This window comes from Thalassococcus sp. S3, from assembly GCF_004216475.1.
Classification (GTDB): Bacteria; Pseudomonadota; Alphaproteobacteria; order Rhodobacterales; family Rhodobacteraceae.
The window spans coordinates 4,040,768-4,058,007 of record NZ_CP022303.1; the positions used below are offsets into that span (position 1 = coordinate 4,040,768).

Below are 17,240 nucleotides of genomic sequence, written 5' to 3' on the forward strand. Positions count from 1 at the left end.
TCCTCCATCGAAGGGTCAGTCGAGGGCGATCCCGACCAGGGCCAGCAGCAGTACGCCGCCGGCCACAAGGATTGCGCGCGAGACACGGACCTCGCCTGAAAGCCAGTCTCGCAGCCGCACGGGGCCCGTGGGATGCTGGTGGTTTTGAGGTTGCTCGTTCATGTCGTTCTCCATCGGTTTGAGTTAAGGAGCCGGCCTCGGCGCGCGGGATAGGTCAGAGGATGAAGTCGTCAGCCGAAATCTGTGACAGGCTGGTGTCTTCAAACCGCAGCGTGTTGCCGTTACCGAAGTCGAGCAGAACGTCATCACCGCCATCAACTGTGCGGGCATTGGCGAGTACGTCAGACAAATCGGCGTCGCGCGCGTCGCCGGTAAGACGGACCACGTCGTTGTTGTTGAAGTCTTCGATCACGTCCCGTCCGAAGCCGAAAACGAAAGTGTCCGCTCCGCCGCCGCCTTCAAGCGTGTCATTGCCACGTCCGCCGTCAAGGGTATCGCGACCCGCGCCGCCGCTCAGATCGTCTAGGCCTTTGCCACCGACCAACTGGTCGTTGCCACGCCCACCATCAAGGTCGTCACTGCCTTTGCCGCCGAACAGCTGATCGTTGCCGTCATCGCCGTCCAGGTCGTCGCGGCCCTGGTTGCCGAACAGCCGGTCGTTACCGCTTCCGCCGTCGAGATCGTCATTGCCGCCGAGGCCACGGATAATGTCGTTGCCCGCTCCGCCGTCGATCTCGTCGCGGCCATTCGTGCCAATCAGCTCATCGTTGCCACTGGTTGTGTCGCTGGGCGTCAGGGCCGGCGGCTGCGGTGCTGCGGCGAAACCGAACTGACCGGCGGATAACTCGGAGATGCGCACATCTTCGATCAGAAGGCTGTTGCCACCTCCGAAGTCGAGCAGCGTGCTGTCACCGCCATCGACGGTCCGTGCGACTGCAAGGACGTCCGAGAAGCTTTGGACACCAAGGTCTGCGTCCAGCTCGATGCGATCCGCGTCGTTGAAATACTCGATCGAGTCCCGACCCTCTCCGAAGATGAAGACGTCAAGACCGGCACCGCCGACCATCTCGTCATTGCCGGCACCGCCATCAAGCGTGTCGTTGCCCGCCCCACCATAGAGATCATCGTTCCCCGTGCCACCGCGGAGAATGTCGTTGCCGTCACGGCCATAGATATCCTCGCCGCGCGTGGTTCCGGTGAGGATGTCATTCCCAATTGTGCCGTAGATGTCCATCATTTTGATCCTTCAAGCTATTAACGACCGATGTCCTGAATTCGGTCCGATGCTTGTGGGATAGCGGGCCTGTCTGATGGCAATCTGACGAGATCAAAAAAATCAGACGCCGCGATATGTCAGGCGAAAGAGCGCGCCACCGCCCTGGGCATCTTCTGCTTCGACGGTTCCACCCTGCGCCTCTTGCAGCCGCTCGACAATGGAGAGGCCCAGACCGGTGCCGCCGGGGGCGGCATCCGGCGCGCGCCAGAAGGTCTCAAAGAGGCGATCGGCCCCTTGGGGCGGGAGCCCGGGGCCTGCATCACGCACCGTGATCACCGGACCCGGGCCGACAGTGACCACCACGGGGCCCGCCCCCCCGTGCACGACAGCGTTTTCGATCAGGTTCGTCACCGCCAGATCGACCGCTTCGGCGTCGGCATAGACCAGGACAGGTTCCGCACCAGTTTCGAGCGACAGCTCTATTTTCTTTTCATAGGCGAACGGCACGAGTGCTGACGTGGCCGTTTCAGCCGGGACGCGAAGGTCCAGCGGGTCGGCATCGACGACCTGCATTCCATCGGCTCGCGCCGCCGCCAGCACCTGCTGCACTGTGCGCGACAGGTGTGTGACATCGGCCCGCAACTGGTCCGCCGTCTCGCCGGGTGGCAGCGCGTCGAGGCGCGCCGTCAGCACGGCCACGGGCGTCCGCAGGGCATGCGCGACCTCCGCCGCGCGCCGCGTCTCGGCATCGAGCGCCTTGCCCAGCCGGTCGAGAGCGCGCTGCGTCGCATCCGTCAGGTCGGCAATCTCGGCCGGAAGCCGGCCCGCCGGAGGGGGCGGGACGGCTGCACCTGGAGACAAATCCCGTGCCCAAGCAGAGGCTTCGCTAAGCGGACGCAAGCTGCGGCGGATCAGGACCCAGCCCGCGCCAAGCAGCAGCACGGCAAGCGGTACGATCGGCAGCCAGACGTGTTCGTAAAGCTCATCGAGATAGGCCCAGCGAACTAGATGCGCCGGGTCACCGTTCATGACAAAGACCATGCGCAGACCGTCCTGGCGATCCTGGAACTCATGGCCCGCAACGGTGAGCGTATCACCCGGTCGACTGATCCGCGTGATCCAGTCATCCGCGAAAAGATCGATGGCACTTGGCGGGATCAGCCCTGCATTCATTGCGTCAAGCACCTCGCCGCTGCGGTCGATCAGGGCGAAGGCGTAGGACTGGGGGTGCTGCGCATAAAGGCGGCGTACAGAGGCGTCGGGTGGCAGCGCCGCGCCTTCAAGTGCCGCTTCCATCAGTTCGGCCTGATTATTGACAGCCTCCGCCGCAAGCGCCCGGCGGTCCGTACCATAGTAAAGACCGACGCCCACGGCGTTCAGGGCAAAGACCACCACCACAATCAGAACGAAGCGCGTCGCGAGGATGCGCGCCAGGGATCGGGCGCGCCGGTCGTCGCTCATGCCCCGCCCTCGCGCGGGAGCATCCAACCGATGCCGCGCACGGTCACGATGGTCGCGCTACTCCCCGCGGCCGCAAGTGTCCTCCGCAGCCGAGAAACCGAAGCCTCGATCGCGTTGGGGCTCACCTCGTCGTCGAAACCATAGACCGCTTCTTCCAGCACCCGCCGCGCCGCGACCCGCCCCGTGGCGCGCATCAAATGCTCCAGAACCGCAACCTCCCGCCGTCCGAGAGGCACGCCCTTACCAGACACCGTCAAGCTGCGCGCCGCGGTGTCGAGCGCGAGATCGCCGGAGGTCAGAACCGTTCCGGATCGGCCCCCGGGGCGGCGCAGCACGGCACGGCACCGGGCCACCAGTTCGGGCATCTCTACGGGCTTGACCACGTAATCGTCCGCGCCACCGTCAAGCCCGGAGAGCCGGTCGGATAACTGGTCGCGTGCGGTCAGGACGATGACAGGGATCTGACCGTCCCGGCGCAGCGTCGGCAACAGAACAAGACCATCGTCGTCCGGCAAGCCAAGGTCCAAAAGCGCGAGGTCGTGCTGGGCCAGAGCGGCCATTTCCCGCGCCTCCGCAGCCGTTTTTGCATGATCCACCGCAAAGCCCGCACGGGCGAGCGCATCCCGCACGGCCTCCGCAAGGGGCGGGTGATCCTCTATCAGCAATACGCGCACGCCATCCTCCTTCACGTCGCGGCCCGATTGAATGCGCGACACAGCCTATCCGGCATCTGCCTTCGAATGCCCATCAAAGTGTATGTGAGGCATCTAGGCGATGCACGCCGATTCAGGGCGAAGCGACGCTGCCATCAGGGTGCATTCCTGGCCGGGATCATCACACGCAGACGGAGCACAGGTTTTATCGGCATGCCACTGCAAACCGCGCCAAGTGCGATGGCCACAGCAAGCGCGCTGAAGGTTTCTCTCACTGTAAGGTGCCCGATCCCACCGTGATCCCAGGTTGCTCCAAAAGATCTCGCACATCACGGTAGCAGAGCGGCAGCACCGACGAAGGGTGAGATGGAATATATCCCTCGGACAGCAATGGCCTTTGAGCAGGTCACGATGTGGCATGACGCGCCCTTGTCCCAAGGGGACCAAGGCACCGGTTCCGCCATCGTCACCGGACCCAATCGTTATGCTGTCGCACGAATACCAGGTGCATGCGTCGGCGCCTGGGATACAGGAACAGGACTATTCTTGCCGATCTGTCATGGGCGCGACGGAGAACGTTCTAGCCCTTTGACCCGAACCGATCCGTCATGTGGAGTTAAGTCTGCGACGCGTTCCCAAGACGCTACACACAACGCTCGCGCGGCATGGAGGCACCCTTCATCTGCCCATCGTCACCAACATCGCCAAAAAACGGAGGAATGAAGCGCATGACACACGATCTAGTGGGCAGCTCTGCGCCCGGCCAAAGCCCTGTCACGTCCCCGCCGCATCACGGTCAGGTCCAGTAAGCCGCGATATGTCTTCTTTGCTTTGCGATGTTCAGTTCGGCAGCATGCTGTCGGGCGATTTTGGTCTCTGCGGCGCCGGCGGCGAACCAGAGATATGCCTTGTCAGCACCCGCGCGATCCGCGATCATCGCATGCGCGAGCGTGGTTGGATCGCTGCGAACAAGCCAGCGCACCTCAAAGCCCCGCCGGCCCCACAGGAAGATGTCGTCGGGATCCCGCACTGCGATGGTCACCTTGCCGACTGTGTCTTCGGGCGCTTCAGACAGAATGCGCCGGATCGCGGGCATGGCCGTCTCGTCCCCCCATAGCGAAAGCCGGTTTGCTTCGGGCAATCCGCTGCCGCCCGGGCCGAGGACACCCACGGGATCTCCCACCTCAAGGCTGTCGGCCCATGCGATCGTGCGACCACCTTCATGGCGGAAGATATCTATATCGGCCTGCCCGGCCCGCACCTCCGCGATGGTGTAGACGGGCCGGTGCGGCAATGGCGTCTTGTCGAACCAAATCGTGCGTCCGGTCGCGTCGATCCTTGGCCAGTGCGGTTTGCCCGCAGCAGGCGCGACAAAGCGGATGTGAAATCCCGCGCCCGTCAGGCGATGTGTGTCGCCGGACAGGGTCAGGCGCAGAAAGGACGGTGAGATCTGGGTTTTTCCGGCAAGTCGCAGAACGGTCAGATTTGGCGGTCGTCCGGTGCGCACATTGCTCCACTTTGGCACGAACTGCCCTGAGACATGCGCGTTGACTGCATCGCGAAGGACCGTCAGCTCCCCCTCGGTCTCGGAGGAGAGGCGCAGAAGGACCGCGCCGTCATCGATGCGGGCGGAGATAATGCCGTATTGCGTTGACAGATCCAGCCAGCCGTCGGTCTGGGTGCATTCCAAATCATGCTCCTCCGCCTCTTTGCGCAGGAGATCCAGAAGGGGTTCCGCCGGAAGAGGCAGCAGCGTTGTGTTCTCAGGCATCCAGATCCCTCTCGCTCACGGGTCTGGCGCCTGTTGCTATCACCCGAATGCGATGATCAAGGCTTTCAGTGCAGCGGTCAACCTGATTTCCCGACAAAAATACTTGCCTTTAAGAGCTGACCATGGTGTATGGCCCCGCCAGCGCCAAGCGAGCCAAAAATCGTCACTTATACGAATGGCTTGACCGGTGTTTCCCACCTCCAGAATATCCTTGGCTCTCGTAGGGCTCTATCTTGCGCAGGCTGTGCCGCTTTATCTGGTGGCCGCGGCGCTGCCCCCGATTTTGCGCGCCAACGGCATCGGTCTCGACGTGATCGGAGGGTTGGGCATTCTGCTGGCGCCCTGGGTGCTCAAGGCGCTTTGGGCGCCCTGGGTCGACCGATACAGCCACGACCCCAGAGTTGGGCGCAAGGTCATCGTGGGCGGCTGTCTTCTGATCACCATCGGCGGCATCCTGACCCTGTCGACGCTGGATCCGGTCACGGATGCCGCAATCTTTTTCCCCATCCTGATGGCGATGTCACTGTCGTCAGCCACGCAGGACATCGCCTCGGACGGCTGGGCGGTGGAGCATCTTGCGCCAGCCGATCAACCGGGGGGCAATGCGCTGCAGGGCAGCGCGGTTGCACTTGGCGTGGTGATTGGCGGATCGGGCACGCTGGTGCTCTACGATCTGATCGGCTGGACCGAAACGCTTTGGGTGATGGCAGGTTTGACCGCCTTGCTCGTGCTTCCCTTCCTGCGGCTGCCCGAAACGGTGGGCCAGCGTCCCCTGCCCGCGGATCGCGGCAAACCCGGTCTTCTGCGTTTTCTGAGCGTCGAGGGGGCATGGGCCATGCTGGCCTTTGCCCTGATCTTTCGCCTGCCCGAAGGATTGGTCAAAGCACTTGAGCAGCCCTTTCTGGTCGATCAAGGCTTTACGCTGTCGCAGATCGGGGCGATCTCCGGCGGATCTGCGGCGGCTGTCGGCCTCTTCGGTGCCATGGTTGGTGCCTGGCTGATCCGGCTGTGGGGCCTTCTGCCCTTCCTGATCCTGCTGATCTGCGGCCGTACGCTGGCCTTCGGCGCCTTTTACGTGGCGGCGACGACGGGCATCGAACCATGGATGCTGATCGCGCTTTCGGTCTTTGATACATTTTTGCGATACATCGAAATCGTGGGCCTTTTCACCGCCTTCATGCGGTTTGCATCGCTCAGACAGGCCGCCACCGATTTCACTTTGCTCACCAGCGCCACCCTGCTGATGTACATGATCGGCGGCATCGTTGCCGGTCAATTGGCCGAGGCGATGGGATACGGCCCCGTCTTTCTGACCGCTGCGTTGCTGTCGGGGATTGCGGGCTGGATCGCGCTGATCCTGCTGCCGGCCCGCGTGCGTGCCACCCCCCTTTCCCCCGCTACGGAGACTTCCTGATGACATTTGCCCGCCTGCTTTCAGGCGCCAGCCTATTTGCGTTTGGCGCAGCCGTTCCTGCCTTTGCTCAGGAGGAGGACGATCCGGTCTTTCTGGGAGATATCGTGATCCAGGCCGTGCGCACCGGCGCCACGGAAAGCGCGATACCGGGGACCGTGCAGGTGGTCGAGGCAGAGCAGATCCTGGAGCGTGTCAGACGCGGGCAGTCCCTTTCGCGGGCACTCTCGGATCTCGTCCCGGGCCTTGCCCCCGCCAACGGCACCATTGGCGGGGCCAGCCAGACCTTGCGCGGTCGGACCACGCAGATCCTGATCGACGGGGTCGCCCGCACCTCGGAGTTGCGGGGCTTTGACCGCGAATTATCGGTACTGGATCCAAACTCCATCGAGCGGATCGAGATCGTCAAAGGCTCCACCGCGCGTTTCGGAAACGGGGCGACAGGGGGCATCATCAACATCGTGACCAAGAAACCGTCGGATGAACCGCAAACAACCGTTGAAACCCGCCTTTCGGGTCAAAGCGGAAGTGGCAGCATCAGCAACGAGCTTTTCTTGTCGCATGACCAGCGCATCGGCGATTGGGGCCTGCGGTTCGAGTTGTCGCGGAGCGAGACGGGGCTCTCCTATGACGGCGCAGGGAACCGCCTGCCCTCTGACCCGCTGGTCGGACAGGGCGGCGGCGACAATGTGGAGCGTTATACCTTCGGCGTCGCTGCGAACTGGGCCCAAGGCCCGCATGAACTGGAGATCCGGCTGGATGCCTACCGGCTGGAGCAGGAGATCGACTTTTTCACGGATTACACCGCCAATCCGGTGCGCGTGACCGACCGGCGCTATACTGGCAGACCTGTCGAAGATCAGGGCGCGAGCGCCAATATCACCTATCGCTATGACGGCACGGCGCTCGGCGATCTGGAAATCACCGCCTTTGTCACCGATGTCGACCGCCGCGCGGCACTGGCCGAACCGGGGCCGGCCAACACGCTATATTATACAATCAGTCCCACTGATCCGCGTCAGGACCCCCTGTCGCAAAGCGAGCTTTTCACAAGCACATACGGCCTTTCTCTCACGATGCGCACGCCGCTGACAGGGCTGGATCCAGACGCGACATTGACATGGGGACTTGATCTGGGGCGCGATGAGGTTGAGCAAAAGACGCTGGACGGACGGGATCTGCTGGCGCCGATGACACAGGACAGCGTGGCCATTTTCGCACAGGCCGATATCCCGATCGGGCCGCGGCTGGATCTGAGCGCGGGGCTGCGGGCCGAACGGTTTTCGCTGAGCGTCTCCGATTTCACCCGTCCCGCGGCGGCGCAATTGACCAGGACCGGCGTTGATATCTTAGCGCCGGTCGATGTGATCGGCGGCGATTTCGACTATGATGCCATCGTCGGCAACCTTGGTCTTGTGTATGAACTGTCCCCGGCCTTGTCGCTCTATGGCGGTTTCAGCCAGGGCTTTTCGCTACCCGATGTGGGCGCTTTTACACGCCGGGCCGTCGCCCAGCCCGGTCAACCCAACGTCTCCTTTGCGTCGATCCGGCCCGAGGCGCAGATCGTCGACACGTGGGAGCTGGGACTGCGGTACAATACCGATCGCCTCTCGATCGACAGTTCCGTATATCTCTCGACTTCCGACGAGGGCGTGGTCTTCGATTCCGCCACCAACGAAATCACCCAGCAGGAGGAGCGGATCTGGGGCGCGGAATTCAGTCTGGATTACGACATCCGCGATGATTGGAGTGCCGGAGCGGAATTGGCCTATATCGAGGGTCGGTTGGACAGCGACGGGGATGGCGACATGGATGCCTGGCTGCCCAACAACCGGATCCCGACGCCATTTACCGCGACGCTTTACACGGATCGGTCTTTTGCAAACGGGCTGAACCTGTCGGGTGAGATCGTCTTTTCCGCCGAACGGGACCGGCCGGGCCGGCCGCAGCTTGAGGACATGGTCCGCGTAAATGTCGGCGGATCCTACCCGGTGGGTCCCGGGCGTGTGACCTTCGGGGTCACCAACCTTTTCGACCGCCAACAGGAAAACAGTGCGGCAAGCAGCGTGCGCGTGAACCCTCTGACCAACGACGCGGTGCGTGTGGCCGACGAGGGGCGCCGATTCTCGCTCGGATATTCCGTCTCGTTCTGATCCCGGTGCCGGGCGCGCCCCTGTTAGTGGGACGCGCCTCGCCAAACAGGATTACGCGGGAATGCGCACACTCTCCTCGGCCATTTGACCACCCGCCCAGTCAACCAGGCCGTCAGACCCTGTCCTGAGCGCGTCAAAGAGCGGGCGACCGGTGAAATCCTCCAGGATCGACGCGCTGCGCCAAGCCGTCAGGCTGAGTTGCGGATCAACGATGCCGTGCGATTGCCGCCCATGGTTCATTCCGTAGATCGGCGTATCCTCCGGACCGTCCCAGAGCACGCGGTAGCGGGCATCGAGGGCCAATGCTCCGCCCGCTTCGGTGGTCAAGCGGTCCCGGATCGGATCCAGGCAACCCGGAACCGTGGGGCGGAAGCCGGTTGCGAGGATCACCACCTCGGCGTTCAGCCCTTCGCATCCGCCATCCGGTGTCTCGGCCTGCAGCTGGAACCCGCCAAAGCGCCGGTCGATCCGTGTCACCGTTCGCCCAGGACGCAGGGACACTGCATCACCCCCCTCGAGATGGCGATGGCGATAGAGCTGGCGATAGATCTCATCCGCCGTGGCCGGGGTCAGCCCGTCGCTGCTGTACTTCTGATCAGCGACCACCTCTTTCTTGTGGTCGCCCGGCAGATCCAGAAACACGTTGTGGTAGGCTGGCGTAAAAATCTGGTCGACCAGCCCGCCTTCCTGAAGCTGCCAGAACGCACTCCGCCGGCTCAGCCAGGTCAGCTGCGCGGGACCGTCGCGCGCAGTCAGCAGGTCGAGCACGATTTCAGCACCCGTTTGCCCCCCACCGATTACCGCGACGCGTTTGCCTGCAATCTCCTTGCCGCGCTCCAGATACTCGATCCCGTGAAAGCAGTTGGGACCAAGCGGCGCACCCTCGGGCACGTTGGGAACGGGGCCGGTGCCCACCGAAAGCCCACGCGCCTGCACGACGTCGCCAGAGGCCATGCGCAGAAGAAAGCGCTGGCCGTCATGATCGACTTCGCGCACCTGAGCGCCGAACTCGCAGATCTCAAGCTGATGTGCCACCCAGGCCATGTAGTCGGTAAATTCCCGGCGCGAGACGGTTTCAAACCGTGCGGCCATGAAATCGTAGAACCGCCCCCGAAGGACGAGGTAGTTGAGAAAGCTCAAGGCGCTGGTCGGCCGAACAGGCGTGACCATGTCCTTGAGATACGAGGTCTGCATGACGCTGTCGTCGAAGGCGAGACCGGGATGCCAGGAAAACGCAGGCTTCTGATCGAAGAAGCGCGTCTTTAGCTGCGGCACATCGTTGGCCAAGGCCGCGAGGCTGAGGTTGAACGGGCCAATCCCGATGCCGGCTAGATCCGTGAAAGAGAATTCGGATGTCATATCAGGTCCTTTGTGTTGAGGGAGGAGCAAGGGCCAAAGCCGCACCGGAGAGGGCAACAATGGCGAAGGGCGCCGCTGGGGAAAGCGCCATCAGCGCCGATCCCAACGCGACCCCGCCGGCAAGCGCGGCGATCTGGATCGCGCCGTTCCAACCGGTGACCTGATGCTGGGCATAATCCTCGCGGGTCATGATTTCAGAGAGGTTGAGGGTGAACAGCAGCCCCGTAGAGCCACCGATGATGAAGCTGAGCAGGATGAAGACGGAAAGCTGATCTGCCAGCGGGGCGGAGAGGGCCGCGAGAACAAGCAGCAAACCCGCGCCCCGCGCACCCATCCCGCCGACACGCGGGACGAGAAGCCGCAAAGACAGAAACAGGCCCAGATTGGCTGCGGCAAGGCAAAGTCCGGCATACCCCGCTGCCCGCACCGGATCGGCGTCCAGCCGGTCGAGGATCAACGGGGCCAAACCGATCTGCGCGGCCCCGACCGCCCCCTGGGTGAGGAGTGTCACCCGAAACGCGGTCAGGCGCGGCGGCCGGATGCAGGCACGCAGACGCGGCGCAGCCTGCCCACGGCTGAGCAAGAGGCTCGCCAGCGCTCCAAAGGCCGCCGGCAGCAATGGTGCCAGCGGTGAAATCAGCAAAAGGGGACCAATCAAGGCAGCCGAGAAGATGCGGCCGACACTGCCCATGGACTGCACGATACCCAGCCCCTTGCGGCTGTCTTTCTGCGCCGCGCCCTGCGTTTGAGCGGCCAGCATGAGGCCCGCCGCCGACACGCCCTGAACCGACCGGATGAGGGCCAACAGACCCAGAACAAGCAGTGCATTCCATCCATGGCCGCCATGCCCGATGAGATAGAAGAGCCCGAAATTGGCCAGCAAAAGTCCGCCAAGCCCGCCAAGAACCACTATGCGCCCGCCCAGCAAACTGACAAAAGGCAACGCAGCGCCCGCCGTGACCAGACCGATGGCCACCGCCAGCCCAATCTCACTTTCATGCAAGCCCAAGGCCAGCGCGAGAACCGGCACCATGCCGATCAGCGCGGTCTGCTGAAACGCATGACCGGCAAGAACCGGCCAGAAGATAGAGAGAGGTGACATGGCGACCTTGCGAATCCTGACAAAAAGAGTCGGTAATATCTCCGCGACGGACAGTAAACGCGATTATTCGCGCTAGGCGAAAGGATGCACACGATGATTCAACCTGAAGGGGCCGGCGCGCTGGCGGCATTGGATGCGTTTTTGAATTCGGCCCTACGAGAGGGCCAGCTTACCGGCGCGCAGCTTGATGACCGTCATCTTCGCTTTGTCGATCAGGTCGGACGAGACATCGAAGTCGAGGTCAGGGCATCCTCCCGCCTGCGGACGCTGTTTGGTCCTGGTATCCGGCGACAGACGGCACAAGGCTGGGACAAGATCAGCGTCGCCCAATTGCTGGCTCATCTGTCCAAAACGGGCGGTGAGACGTTTCAGACCCGCGTGATGGACAGCCTGGGCGCCCTGCGCAGCGCGCCTTCGATGACCTCCCAGCCCGCCGACACCTGGGACTTTCTGACGGCCGAACAGGCTCTGAAGGCCGGTCACCCGTTTCATCCCAATCCACGCAGCCGCGACGAGATGACGGCGGACGACGCAGAACGATACGCCCCCGAACACGGACGTGCCTTTCATCTGGATTGGTACGCGGCCCGGCCGGAATACGTGACACTGAACGACGGGGCCGAAGAGCATCTGCGCCATCTTGCAAACGCGGATCTGAACAACGGCGATGCGGGCGCGGGCTATGTGCCCCTGCCCTGGCACCCCTGGCAGGCTGAAAGGCTTGTCGCGCAAGACGCGGTGCAGGATCTGATAGAGCGCAAGGCCCTGATCCATCTCGGCCAGGGCGAAGGGCGATGGGGCGCTACCTCGTCGATGCGATGCCTGCACGGCTGGCACGCGCCTTTCATGGTCAAGACCTCCCTGTCTCTGAGACTGACCAATTCTGTGCGGCATCTGTCCTTGCGGGAAGTGGTGCGGGGCATCCACATCTCTGACCTGCTCCGCTCGGATCTGGGCCGCCAGATCAAGGCCGACTTTCCGAACCTGAATATTCTGGGCGAACCCGGATATGCCGCGCTTCAGGATCCCGCAGGCGTGGTGCGCGACGACACCATCGTGGTACTGCGTGACAACCCGTTCCGTGATGCCTCCCGGTCCGGGCCGGTGATGCTGGCCGCCCTCTGCGAAGCAGCCGTTCAAGGGCGATCTCCGCTGGGGGACATGGTTCACGCACTTGGACCGGGTGCCGCGCCAAGCTGGTTCAGCCGGTTTTTGGATGTCGCCATCTGGCCACTGCTTGAGTTGCGCGCCCGGTATGGCCTTCTTTTCGGCGCGCACCAGCAGAACCTGATGCTGGCCCTCGATCAGGGATGGCCAAAGGCGGTCTGGGTCCGAGACTGTCAGGGCACCGGCCATCTAGACAGCTTTCACCAGATGCTCACCCAGCAGTGTCCCGGCATCGGCGAAGGCGCCGAAAACGTGGTGGACGCCGAGCTTGGCGATGGGCTCGTCACCTATTACGTGATCATCAACAGCGTCCTGAACACGCTTTCCACGCTGGTTCTGGACGGTCTTGCGGACGAGGATCATCTGAACGACCTGCTCCGCTCTTTCCTGCAGCGTGCGCGCGCCCAGACCCCAGGCGATGCCACGCTCTACACCCGTCTTCTTGAACGACCGACCCTCACCTGCAAAGGAAATTTCGCAACCAGCCTCAGCGGCGTGAACGAAGCCGATGGCGACGCACGCGGACAGGTAGCCAGCTTCCTAGACCTTCCCAACCCGCTATTGGAGCCTGCCTACGCATGACACTTGATGTTGCCCCGCTGATACGCCCCGCCGTTCCGTCGCCAGACGATCGCGCCGCCTTTGATCGCTGGGTCGAAGCCCGCTTCGCCGAAGACAGGAAGGCCGAGTTCATCGACATTCCCGCGCACGTAATAATCACGTCCCGTCTGCCCGGTTACATCGACCTGCAGGACGGCAAACGGCGCATTCACCGCTCGGGCTTTCTCCAGTCACCCGAACCGTGGTTAAAGCATCCCCAGGCCCGGTATCAGATGGCTGGGCTTGTTCCGGGCCCGGATGGTCGGAACCATCCCTTGCGTCCGCCCAACCCGCAGGGACAGGTCTATGAACGGTTCTTTGCGGATGCAGGTATCTCGGTATCTTTTCGGGCTGTCGAAATTGCCCACGACCTCGACATGTTCCACCGCTGGCAAAACGATCCTCGCGTGGCTTATTTCTGGGAAGAAGATCGGTCAAAGGAGGACCTGCAGGCCTTTCTGGAAGAACGGCTGGCGGATCCGCACAACTTTTCGGTCATTGGGGAATATGACGGCCAGCCCGTCGGATATTTCGAGATCTACTGGGCCCGCGAGGATCGGCTGGGTGCCTATTACGAAGCAGGTTCATGGGATCGCGGCTGGCATGGCCTGATCGGCGAGGCCAGAGCCCTTGGGCGGGCCAGAACCTCCGCCTGGATCCGGGCCCTGACCCATTACATCTTTCTGGATTGCCCGATGACCGACCGGGTCGTGGGAGAGCCGCGCGTCGACAATGCGAAACTGCTGCGCTATGCCGATGCGCTGGCCTACCGCAAGATCAAGGAATTCGATTTCCCGCATAAACGCTCGGCCCTGATGCATTGCGACAGGGACGACTTCTTTGGTCGGGTCGCGTTGTGAGCAGGCCTCCGCTCGACACGGCCCGCCGCCGCCTGCTGGCCAAGATGATCAGCGAGTTGAGCTGGGAAGAAGTGCTGCACCCGGAGATTGGCGATCCCTGTCAGCTCAGGCTCGCCTCGGGGCATGTCTATCGGTTTCAGGCGATCCGGCGCATTTGGGACAATCTGGATATCGACCCTGACAGCCTCTCCGTCGATGCCAGAGAAGCGCCCTGCCCGTTGCGATTTGTGATGCATGCAAGGGCTGAACTTGGCATGAGCCCAGACACCGAGGCGATGTTTTTGCGTGAGCTGTCCAATACGCTGCGCCAGGACATGGAGTTGCAGCGCCTTTATGGCGATCTTGACGCCCACGCGCTGATCACGCTTCCAACCCGCACGCTGCATGCCACGCTTGAGGGGCATCCGAAGGCCGTGGCCAACAAGGGGCGGCTAGGCTGGGGGACTGCCGACCTTGCGGCTTACGCCCCGGAACATCACAGGGGCATCCGCCTGTTCTGGCTGGCCGCTGACCCTGATATGCTGCGCAGCGGACAGTCAGAGGGCATTGACGATCAGGCCCTTCTTGACGAGGCGCTTGGAACTGAGCGAGCAAATGCGCTGAGAAGACACGCACTTGAAGCCGGGGCGCCGGCCTCTCATGTCCTGCTGCCTGTTCACCCTTGGCAGTGGCGCAACCATCTCGCACAGGCCTTCGTGATCGAGGTCGCGGAGGGCAGGCTGTTTCCTCTCGGCGAACACGGACCCGATTTCGTGGCGACGCCCAGCCTGCGCACGCTGACACCGGTCAATGGCGGACCCTATGATGTCAAGCTGTCGCTTGGCATTCTCAACACTTCGGCCTGGCGCGGCATGCCGGGAAAATACATCGAACATGGCGGAGCCCTATCCGACTGGCTGACCGGCCTTGTTCAGGCCGATCCGCTGCTATGTGACCGTGTCACCGTCCTGCGGGAGGTTCTGGGGCACTGGGCCGCGCATCCCGTCCTGTCGGATTGCCCCGATGCCCCGTATCGACATCACGAAATGCTGGGTGCGATCTGGCGGGAGAATGCCTGCGCGAAGGTGGGCAATGACAGAAGGGCGGTTATGGCCGGGGCCCTCTTTCGTCAGGGCGCGTGTGGCAGACCCCTGGCGCAGGCCTTTGCGGAGGCCGCCGGTATCAGCATGTCAGAATGGCTCAAGGCGCTCTTCGAGGTGACGGTTGTGCCCCTTTGGCATATGCTCTGCCGCTATGGCGTTGGCTTCATCGCCCATGGTCAGAACATCACTGTCGTACTGGAGAACCATGTACCGGTCGCCATGGCGCTCAAGGATTTTCAGGGCGATCTTGACCTTGTCGATCAGGATTTCCCGGAAATGAAAGGACTTGATCCCGCGATCCGGGCGCTCCTGCCGCGCAAACCGCCCGCTTACATCATTCACGACATCCAGACAGCCCACTTCGTGACCGTTCTCCGTTTTCTCTCCGCCGCCCTGGCGCGCGCGGGGCAAATTGAGGAACGACCGTTTTACGAATTGCTGAGAGAGGTGTTGCTGGAATACAGGGCAGCCAATCCAGACCTCGCGAACAGGCACGAAATGTTCGATCTCTTTGCCGCTGAAATGCCGAAGGTCTGCATCAACAAGGTCCGGCTGGCCGTCGGATATGGCGACGCAGGCGAGCGGCCCTTGCCCGCGCGGGGGACGGATCTTGCAAATCCGCTGGCCTTGTCGGTCCGCCGACCAAGAACCAGACCCACCAAAACCGAAAATACGAGCGAGGTGGTCGCCATCCCATAGCAAAGCACGACTGGTCCGGCCCCCAAAAGACAAGCACTGGCATCACGATAGAACGGCTGCACGTCGATGACAGATCATTTGCAAAATGACTGATCACTTCCAGAGGTCGAGGCGCGTACCACGTCCGCTTAGCGGTCGTGGCAAAATGCGACCGTTATCCAGAGCGTCCGAGGCAGCTTTACCGCGCCTTGCATCGGCGACGCTGCGGAACGCGCGATCGCGTCCGGTTCTCGCACGAATCCTATGGCTGCTCGTCAGGCTGGATCGGCCTGATCGACGACGTGACCAAAGTCAACGGTGTTATGGTTTTCCCACCTCAGATCGAAGATCTCATCGCCGGGAAAACATCGCTGACGACGTGAAGCGGAGCATTCGGGCGCGCCTTAGCATCGGACCAACGGGTCTGGCGGGCCTTGCCCGGCCAAGGGCAGAAACATTGCTGGCAACGGTCGCCCATGCCAAAGACACCCCCCTTGCTTCTCGACCGTCGTAAGCGTCAGCATCGAAGACGTCGCGGAGCAGTCACGGCGCAGGAACGGGTTTCAACTCTCCATTTTCAGGGATCGTGATCTCTCCCCTCACGGTTCTGACGGAGATCCGGGATCGGCACGGCAGCGATGTTACGCTGTTTTGCGATCGCGGAGGCCTTCGGGGGAGGATATCCTGAAGGCGCAAGCACCTGCTGCTGATAGCGTGCCGACGGGGCGCGACATACTTTATGGCTTCGGCGGAACCGGTCAGGTAGGTGCAGCCCATGTGATTCATCCGCTCAAGACCGAGCTTGAACGTCCGATGGCGTTGCCGGGCACGCGATCCATGCTAGACATCACCCCGGACCACGTTCGAGACCGAGAAGCAGTAAGAGCATATATCCCATGATCCAGCACATCTCTCCCGGCCCGCTCATGTCGCAGGCTGTCATTCACAACAAGACCGTCACGCTGTCGGGTCAGATTGCCATCGATGATCAGGACGCGGATTTCGCAACGCAGACCCGCGCAATTTTTGCCCGCATCGACAGCCTTTTGGCCGAAGCGGGAACTGATCGCAGCCATATGATTTCAGCCAATATCTGGATCACAGATGCAGGCAATTTCGGTGCCTTCAATGACCTGTGGACCGACTGGCTGAACGGCGCGATCCCGCCGGCCCGCGCAACGGTGGTTTCGGCGCTGGTGCTTCCCAGTCTGAAAATCGAAATCCAGGTCAGCGCCGCAATCCCGTAATCGCTTTGGCCTCACTTTCCATCATTCGACCGGCTGAACATAATCCGAACGGTGGCGAAAAGATTAGGCAATCCAAGTGGCCATAACGTGGTCGAAAGACTAGGACCTTATCGAGGCACCCATTCTGGACAAGGCCGCCGAACCCTTCGCGAAACGCGGCTATGAGGCCACCTCAACTGGAGATATTGCAGAAGCCTGCGGCAGCTCGAAATTGCGCCCCCGTCAATACTTCGGCAGCAAAGAAGATATACTTCCACAATTGCTGACCGAACATATCGACCCGCTTCTCGCCGGGTGCCACGACACGCTTGATGCGCGTTTCGACCCCGTTGAACGTTTCTGTGTTCTTGTCCGCTTCGTCTTTCGCATCATAGAGATAGAGACGGTCACCGGACATAATCGCTGCTGCTGAAAGGTCATCACCGCGCCCCCTGACAGATGAATGGAAGAATGCCGGCCGGGATTAAGGACAAAGCGGTC

Annotated in this window: 15 protein-coding genes; 8 read left to right on the forward strand and 7 right to left on the reverse strand. The window is 62.3% G+C overall.

Annotation, left to right across the window (positions count from 1 at the left end; genetic code table 11):
• Positions 1–15 precede the first annotated feature (15 nt).
• The 5 genes from CFI11_RS24405 to CFI11_RS19835 all read right to left on the reverse strand — a co-directional run bounded on the left by CFI11_RS24405 (position 16) and on the right by CFI11_RS19835 (position 5,101).
• Positions 16–162, reverse strand: coding sequence for a hypothetical protein (locus tag CFI11_RS24405; RefSeq protein ID WP_165390332.1), 147 nt, complete (start codon positions 160–162; stop codon positions 16–18).
• A gap of 52 nt (positions 163–214) precedes the next feature.
• Positions 215–1,234: a calcium-binding protein gene (locus CFI11_RS19820; RefSeq protein WP_165390333.1), complete on the reverse strand. Its 1,020-nt coding sequence runs from the start codon at positions 1,232–1,234 to the stop codon at positions 215–217.
• A 102-nt stretch (positions 1,235–1,336) separates the two neighbouring features.
• Positions 1,337–2,677, reverse strand: coding sequence for a HAMP domain-containing sensor histidine kinase (locus CFI11_RS19825; protein WP_130409075.1), 1,341 nt, complete (start codon positions 2,675–2,677; stop codon positions 1,337–1,339).
• Positions 2,674–3,351, reverse strand: coding sequence for a response regulator transcription factor (locus CFI11_RS19830; RefSeq protein ID WP_130409077.1), 678 nt, complete (start codon positions 3,349–3,351; stop codon positions 2,674–2,676). The genes CFI11_RS19825 and CFI11_RS19830 overlap by 4 nt, the downstream gene beginning before the upstream one ends.
• 775 nt (positions 3,352–4,126) lie before the next feature.
• Positions 4,127–5,101 carry a siderophore-interacting protein gene (locus CFI11_RS19835; RefSeq protein ID WP_130409079.1) on the reverse strand — a complete coding sequence of 325 codons (975 nt, stop codon included), beginning with the start codon at positions 5,099–5,101 and terminating at the stop codon, positions 4,127–4,129.
• Between the two features lie 211 nt (positions 5,102–5,312).
• Here CFI11_RS19835 and CFI11_RS19840 point away from each other — a divergent pair, with 211 nt between their 5' ends.
• Together CFI11_RS19840 and CFI11_RS24830 are read left to right on the forward strand one after the other, a co-directional pair.
• Positions 5,313–6,515 (forward strand): MFS transporter, encoded by a 1,203-nt coding sequence (locus tag CFI11_RS19840; RefSeq protein ID WP_165390334.1) that lies wholly within the window; start codon positions 5,313–5,315, stop codon positions 6,513–6,515.
• Positions 6,515–8,665, forward strand: coding sequence for a TonB-dependent receptor (locus CFI11_RS24830; RefSeq protein ID WP_130409083.1), 2,151 nt, complete (start codon positions 6,515–6,517; stop codon positions 8,663–8,665). The genes CFI11_RS19840 and CFI11_RS24830 overlap by 1 nt, the downstream gene beginning before the upstream one ends.
• Before the next feature lie 51 nt (positions 8,666–8,716).
• Here the strand turns inward: CFI11_RS24830 and CFI11_RS19850 are convergent, their stop codons facing one another.
• Positions 8,717–10,024 carry a lysine N(6)-hydroxylase/L-ornithine N(5)-oxygenase family protein gene (locus CFI11_RS19850; RefSeq protein WP_130409085.1) on the reverse strand — a complete coding sequence of 436 codons (1,308 nt, stop codon included), beginning with the start codon at positions 10,022–10,024 and terminating at the stop codon, positions 8,717–8,719.
• A gap of 1 nt (position 10,025) precedes the next feature.
• A complete protein-coding gene (locus CFI11_RS19855) occupies positions 10,026–11,126 on the reverse strand; it encodes a hypothetical protein (protein ID WP_130409087.1) in 1,101 nt (366 codons plus the stop codon).
• 93 nt (positions 11,127–11,219) lie between these two features.
• Between CFI11_RS19855 and CFI11_RS19860 the strand changes: the two genes are divergently transcribed.
• The 6 genes from CFI11_RS19860 to CFI11_RS25025 all read left to right on the forward strand — a co-directional run bounded on the left by CFI11_RS19860 (position 11,220) and on the right by CFI11_RS25025 (position 17,172).
• Complete coding sequence (locus tag CFI11_RS19860) at positions 11,220–12,875, forward strand: IucA/IucC family siderophore biosynthesis protein (protein WP_165390335.1); 1,656 nt, start codon at positions 11,220–11,222, stop codon at positions 12,873–12,875.
• A complete protein-coding gene (locus tag CFI11_RS19865; protein ID WP_130409091.1) occupies positions 12,872–13,753 on the forward strand; it encodes a GNAT family N-acetyltransferase in 882 nt (293 codons plus the stop codon). Before CFI11_RS19860 ends, CFI11_RS19865 begins: the two co-directional genes overlap by 4 nt.
• Positions 13,750–15,534, forward strand: a complete 1,785-nt coding sequence (locus CFI11_RS19870; RefSeq protein ID WP_130409093.1) for an IucA/IucC family siderophore biosynthesis protein — start codon at positions 13,750–13,752, stop codon at positions 15,532–15,534. Before CFI11_RS19865 ends, CFI11_RS19870 begins: the two co-directional genes overlap by 4 nt.
• A 630-nt stretch (positions 15,535–16,164) precedes the next feature.
• Positions 16,165–16,413 (forward strand): alpha-hydroxy-acid oxidizing protein, encoded by a 249-nt coding sequence (locus CFI11_RS25020; protein WP_165390336.1) that lies wholly within the window; start codon positions 16,165–16,167, stop codon positions 16,411–16,413.
• The gene (locus tag CFI11_RS19880; RefSeq protein ID WP_130409095.1) at positions 16,410–16,760 is read left to right on the forward strand and encodes a RidA family protein; all 351 of its coding nucleotides are present in this window, start codon (positions 16,410–16,412) and stop codon (positions 16,758–16,760) included. The genes CFI11_RS25020 and CFI11_RS19880 overlap by 4 nt, the downstream gene beginning before the upstream one ends.
• A 124-nt stretch (positions 16,761–16,884) precedes the next feature.
• Positions 16,885–17,172, forward strand: a complete 288-nt coding sequence (locus CFI11_RS25025) for a TetR/AcrR family transcriptional regulator (protein WP_371687489.1) — start codon at positions 16,885–16,887, stop codon at positions 17,170–17,172.
• Positions 17,173–17,240: the final 68 nt, after the last annotated feature.

Excerpts from the sequence above, each read along its gene's own strand:
- CFI11_RS19825 (WP_130409075.1), bottom strand. The coding sequence starts at position 2,677 with ATGAGCGACGACCGGCGCGCCCGATCCCTGGCGCGCATCCTCGCGACG.
- CFI11_RS19850 (WP_130409085.1), bottom strand. The coding sequence starts at position 10,024 with ATGACATCCGAATTCTCTTTCACGGATCTAGCCGGCATCGGGATTGGC.
- CFI11_RS19880 (WP_130409095.1), top strand. The coding sequence starts at position 16,410 with ATGATCCAGCACATCTCTCCCGGCCCGCTCATGTCGCAGGCTGTCATT.
- CFI11_RS19865 (WP_130409091.1), top strand. The coding sequence starts at position 12,872 with ATGACACTTGATGTTGCCCCGCTGATACGCCCCGCCGTTCCGTCGCCA.
- CFI11_RS19855 (WP_130409087.1), bottom strand. The coding sequence starts at position 11,126 with ATGTCACCTCTCTCTATCTTCTGGCCGGTTCTTGCCGGTCATGCGTTT.
- CFI11_RS19835 (WP_130409079.1), bottom strand. The coding sequence starts at position 5,101 with ATGCCTGAGAACACAACGCTGCTGCCTCTTCCGGCGGAACCCCTTCTG.
- CFI11_RS19860 (WP_165390335.1), top strand. The coding sequence starts at position 11,220 with ATGATTCAACCTGAAGGGGCCGGCGCGCTGGCGGCATTGGATGCGTTT.
- CFI11_RS24830 (WP_130409083.1), top strand. The coding sequence starts at position 6,515 with ATGACATTTGCCCGCCTGCTTTCAGGCGCCAGCCTATTTGCGTTTGGC.
- CFI11_RS19820 (WP_165390333.1), bottom strand. The coding sequence starts at position 1,234 with ATGGACATCTACGGCACAATTGGGAATGACATCCTCACCGGAACCACG.
- CFI11_RS24405 (WP_165390332.1), bottom strand. The coding sequence starts at position 162 with ATGAACGAGCAACCTCAAAACCACCAGCATCCCACGGGCCCCGTGCGG.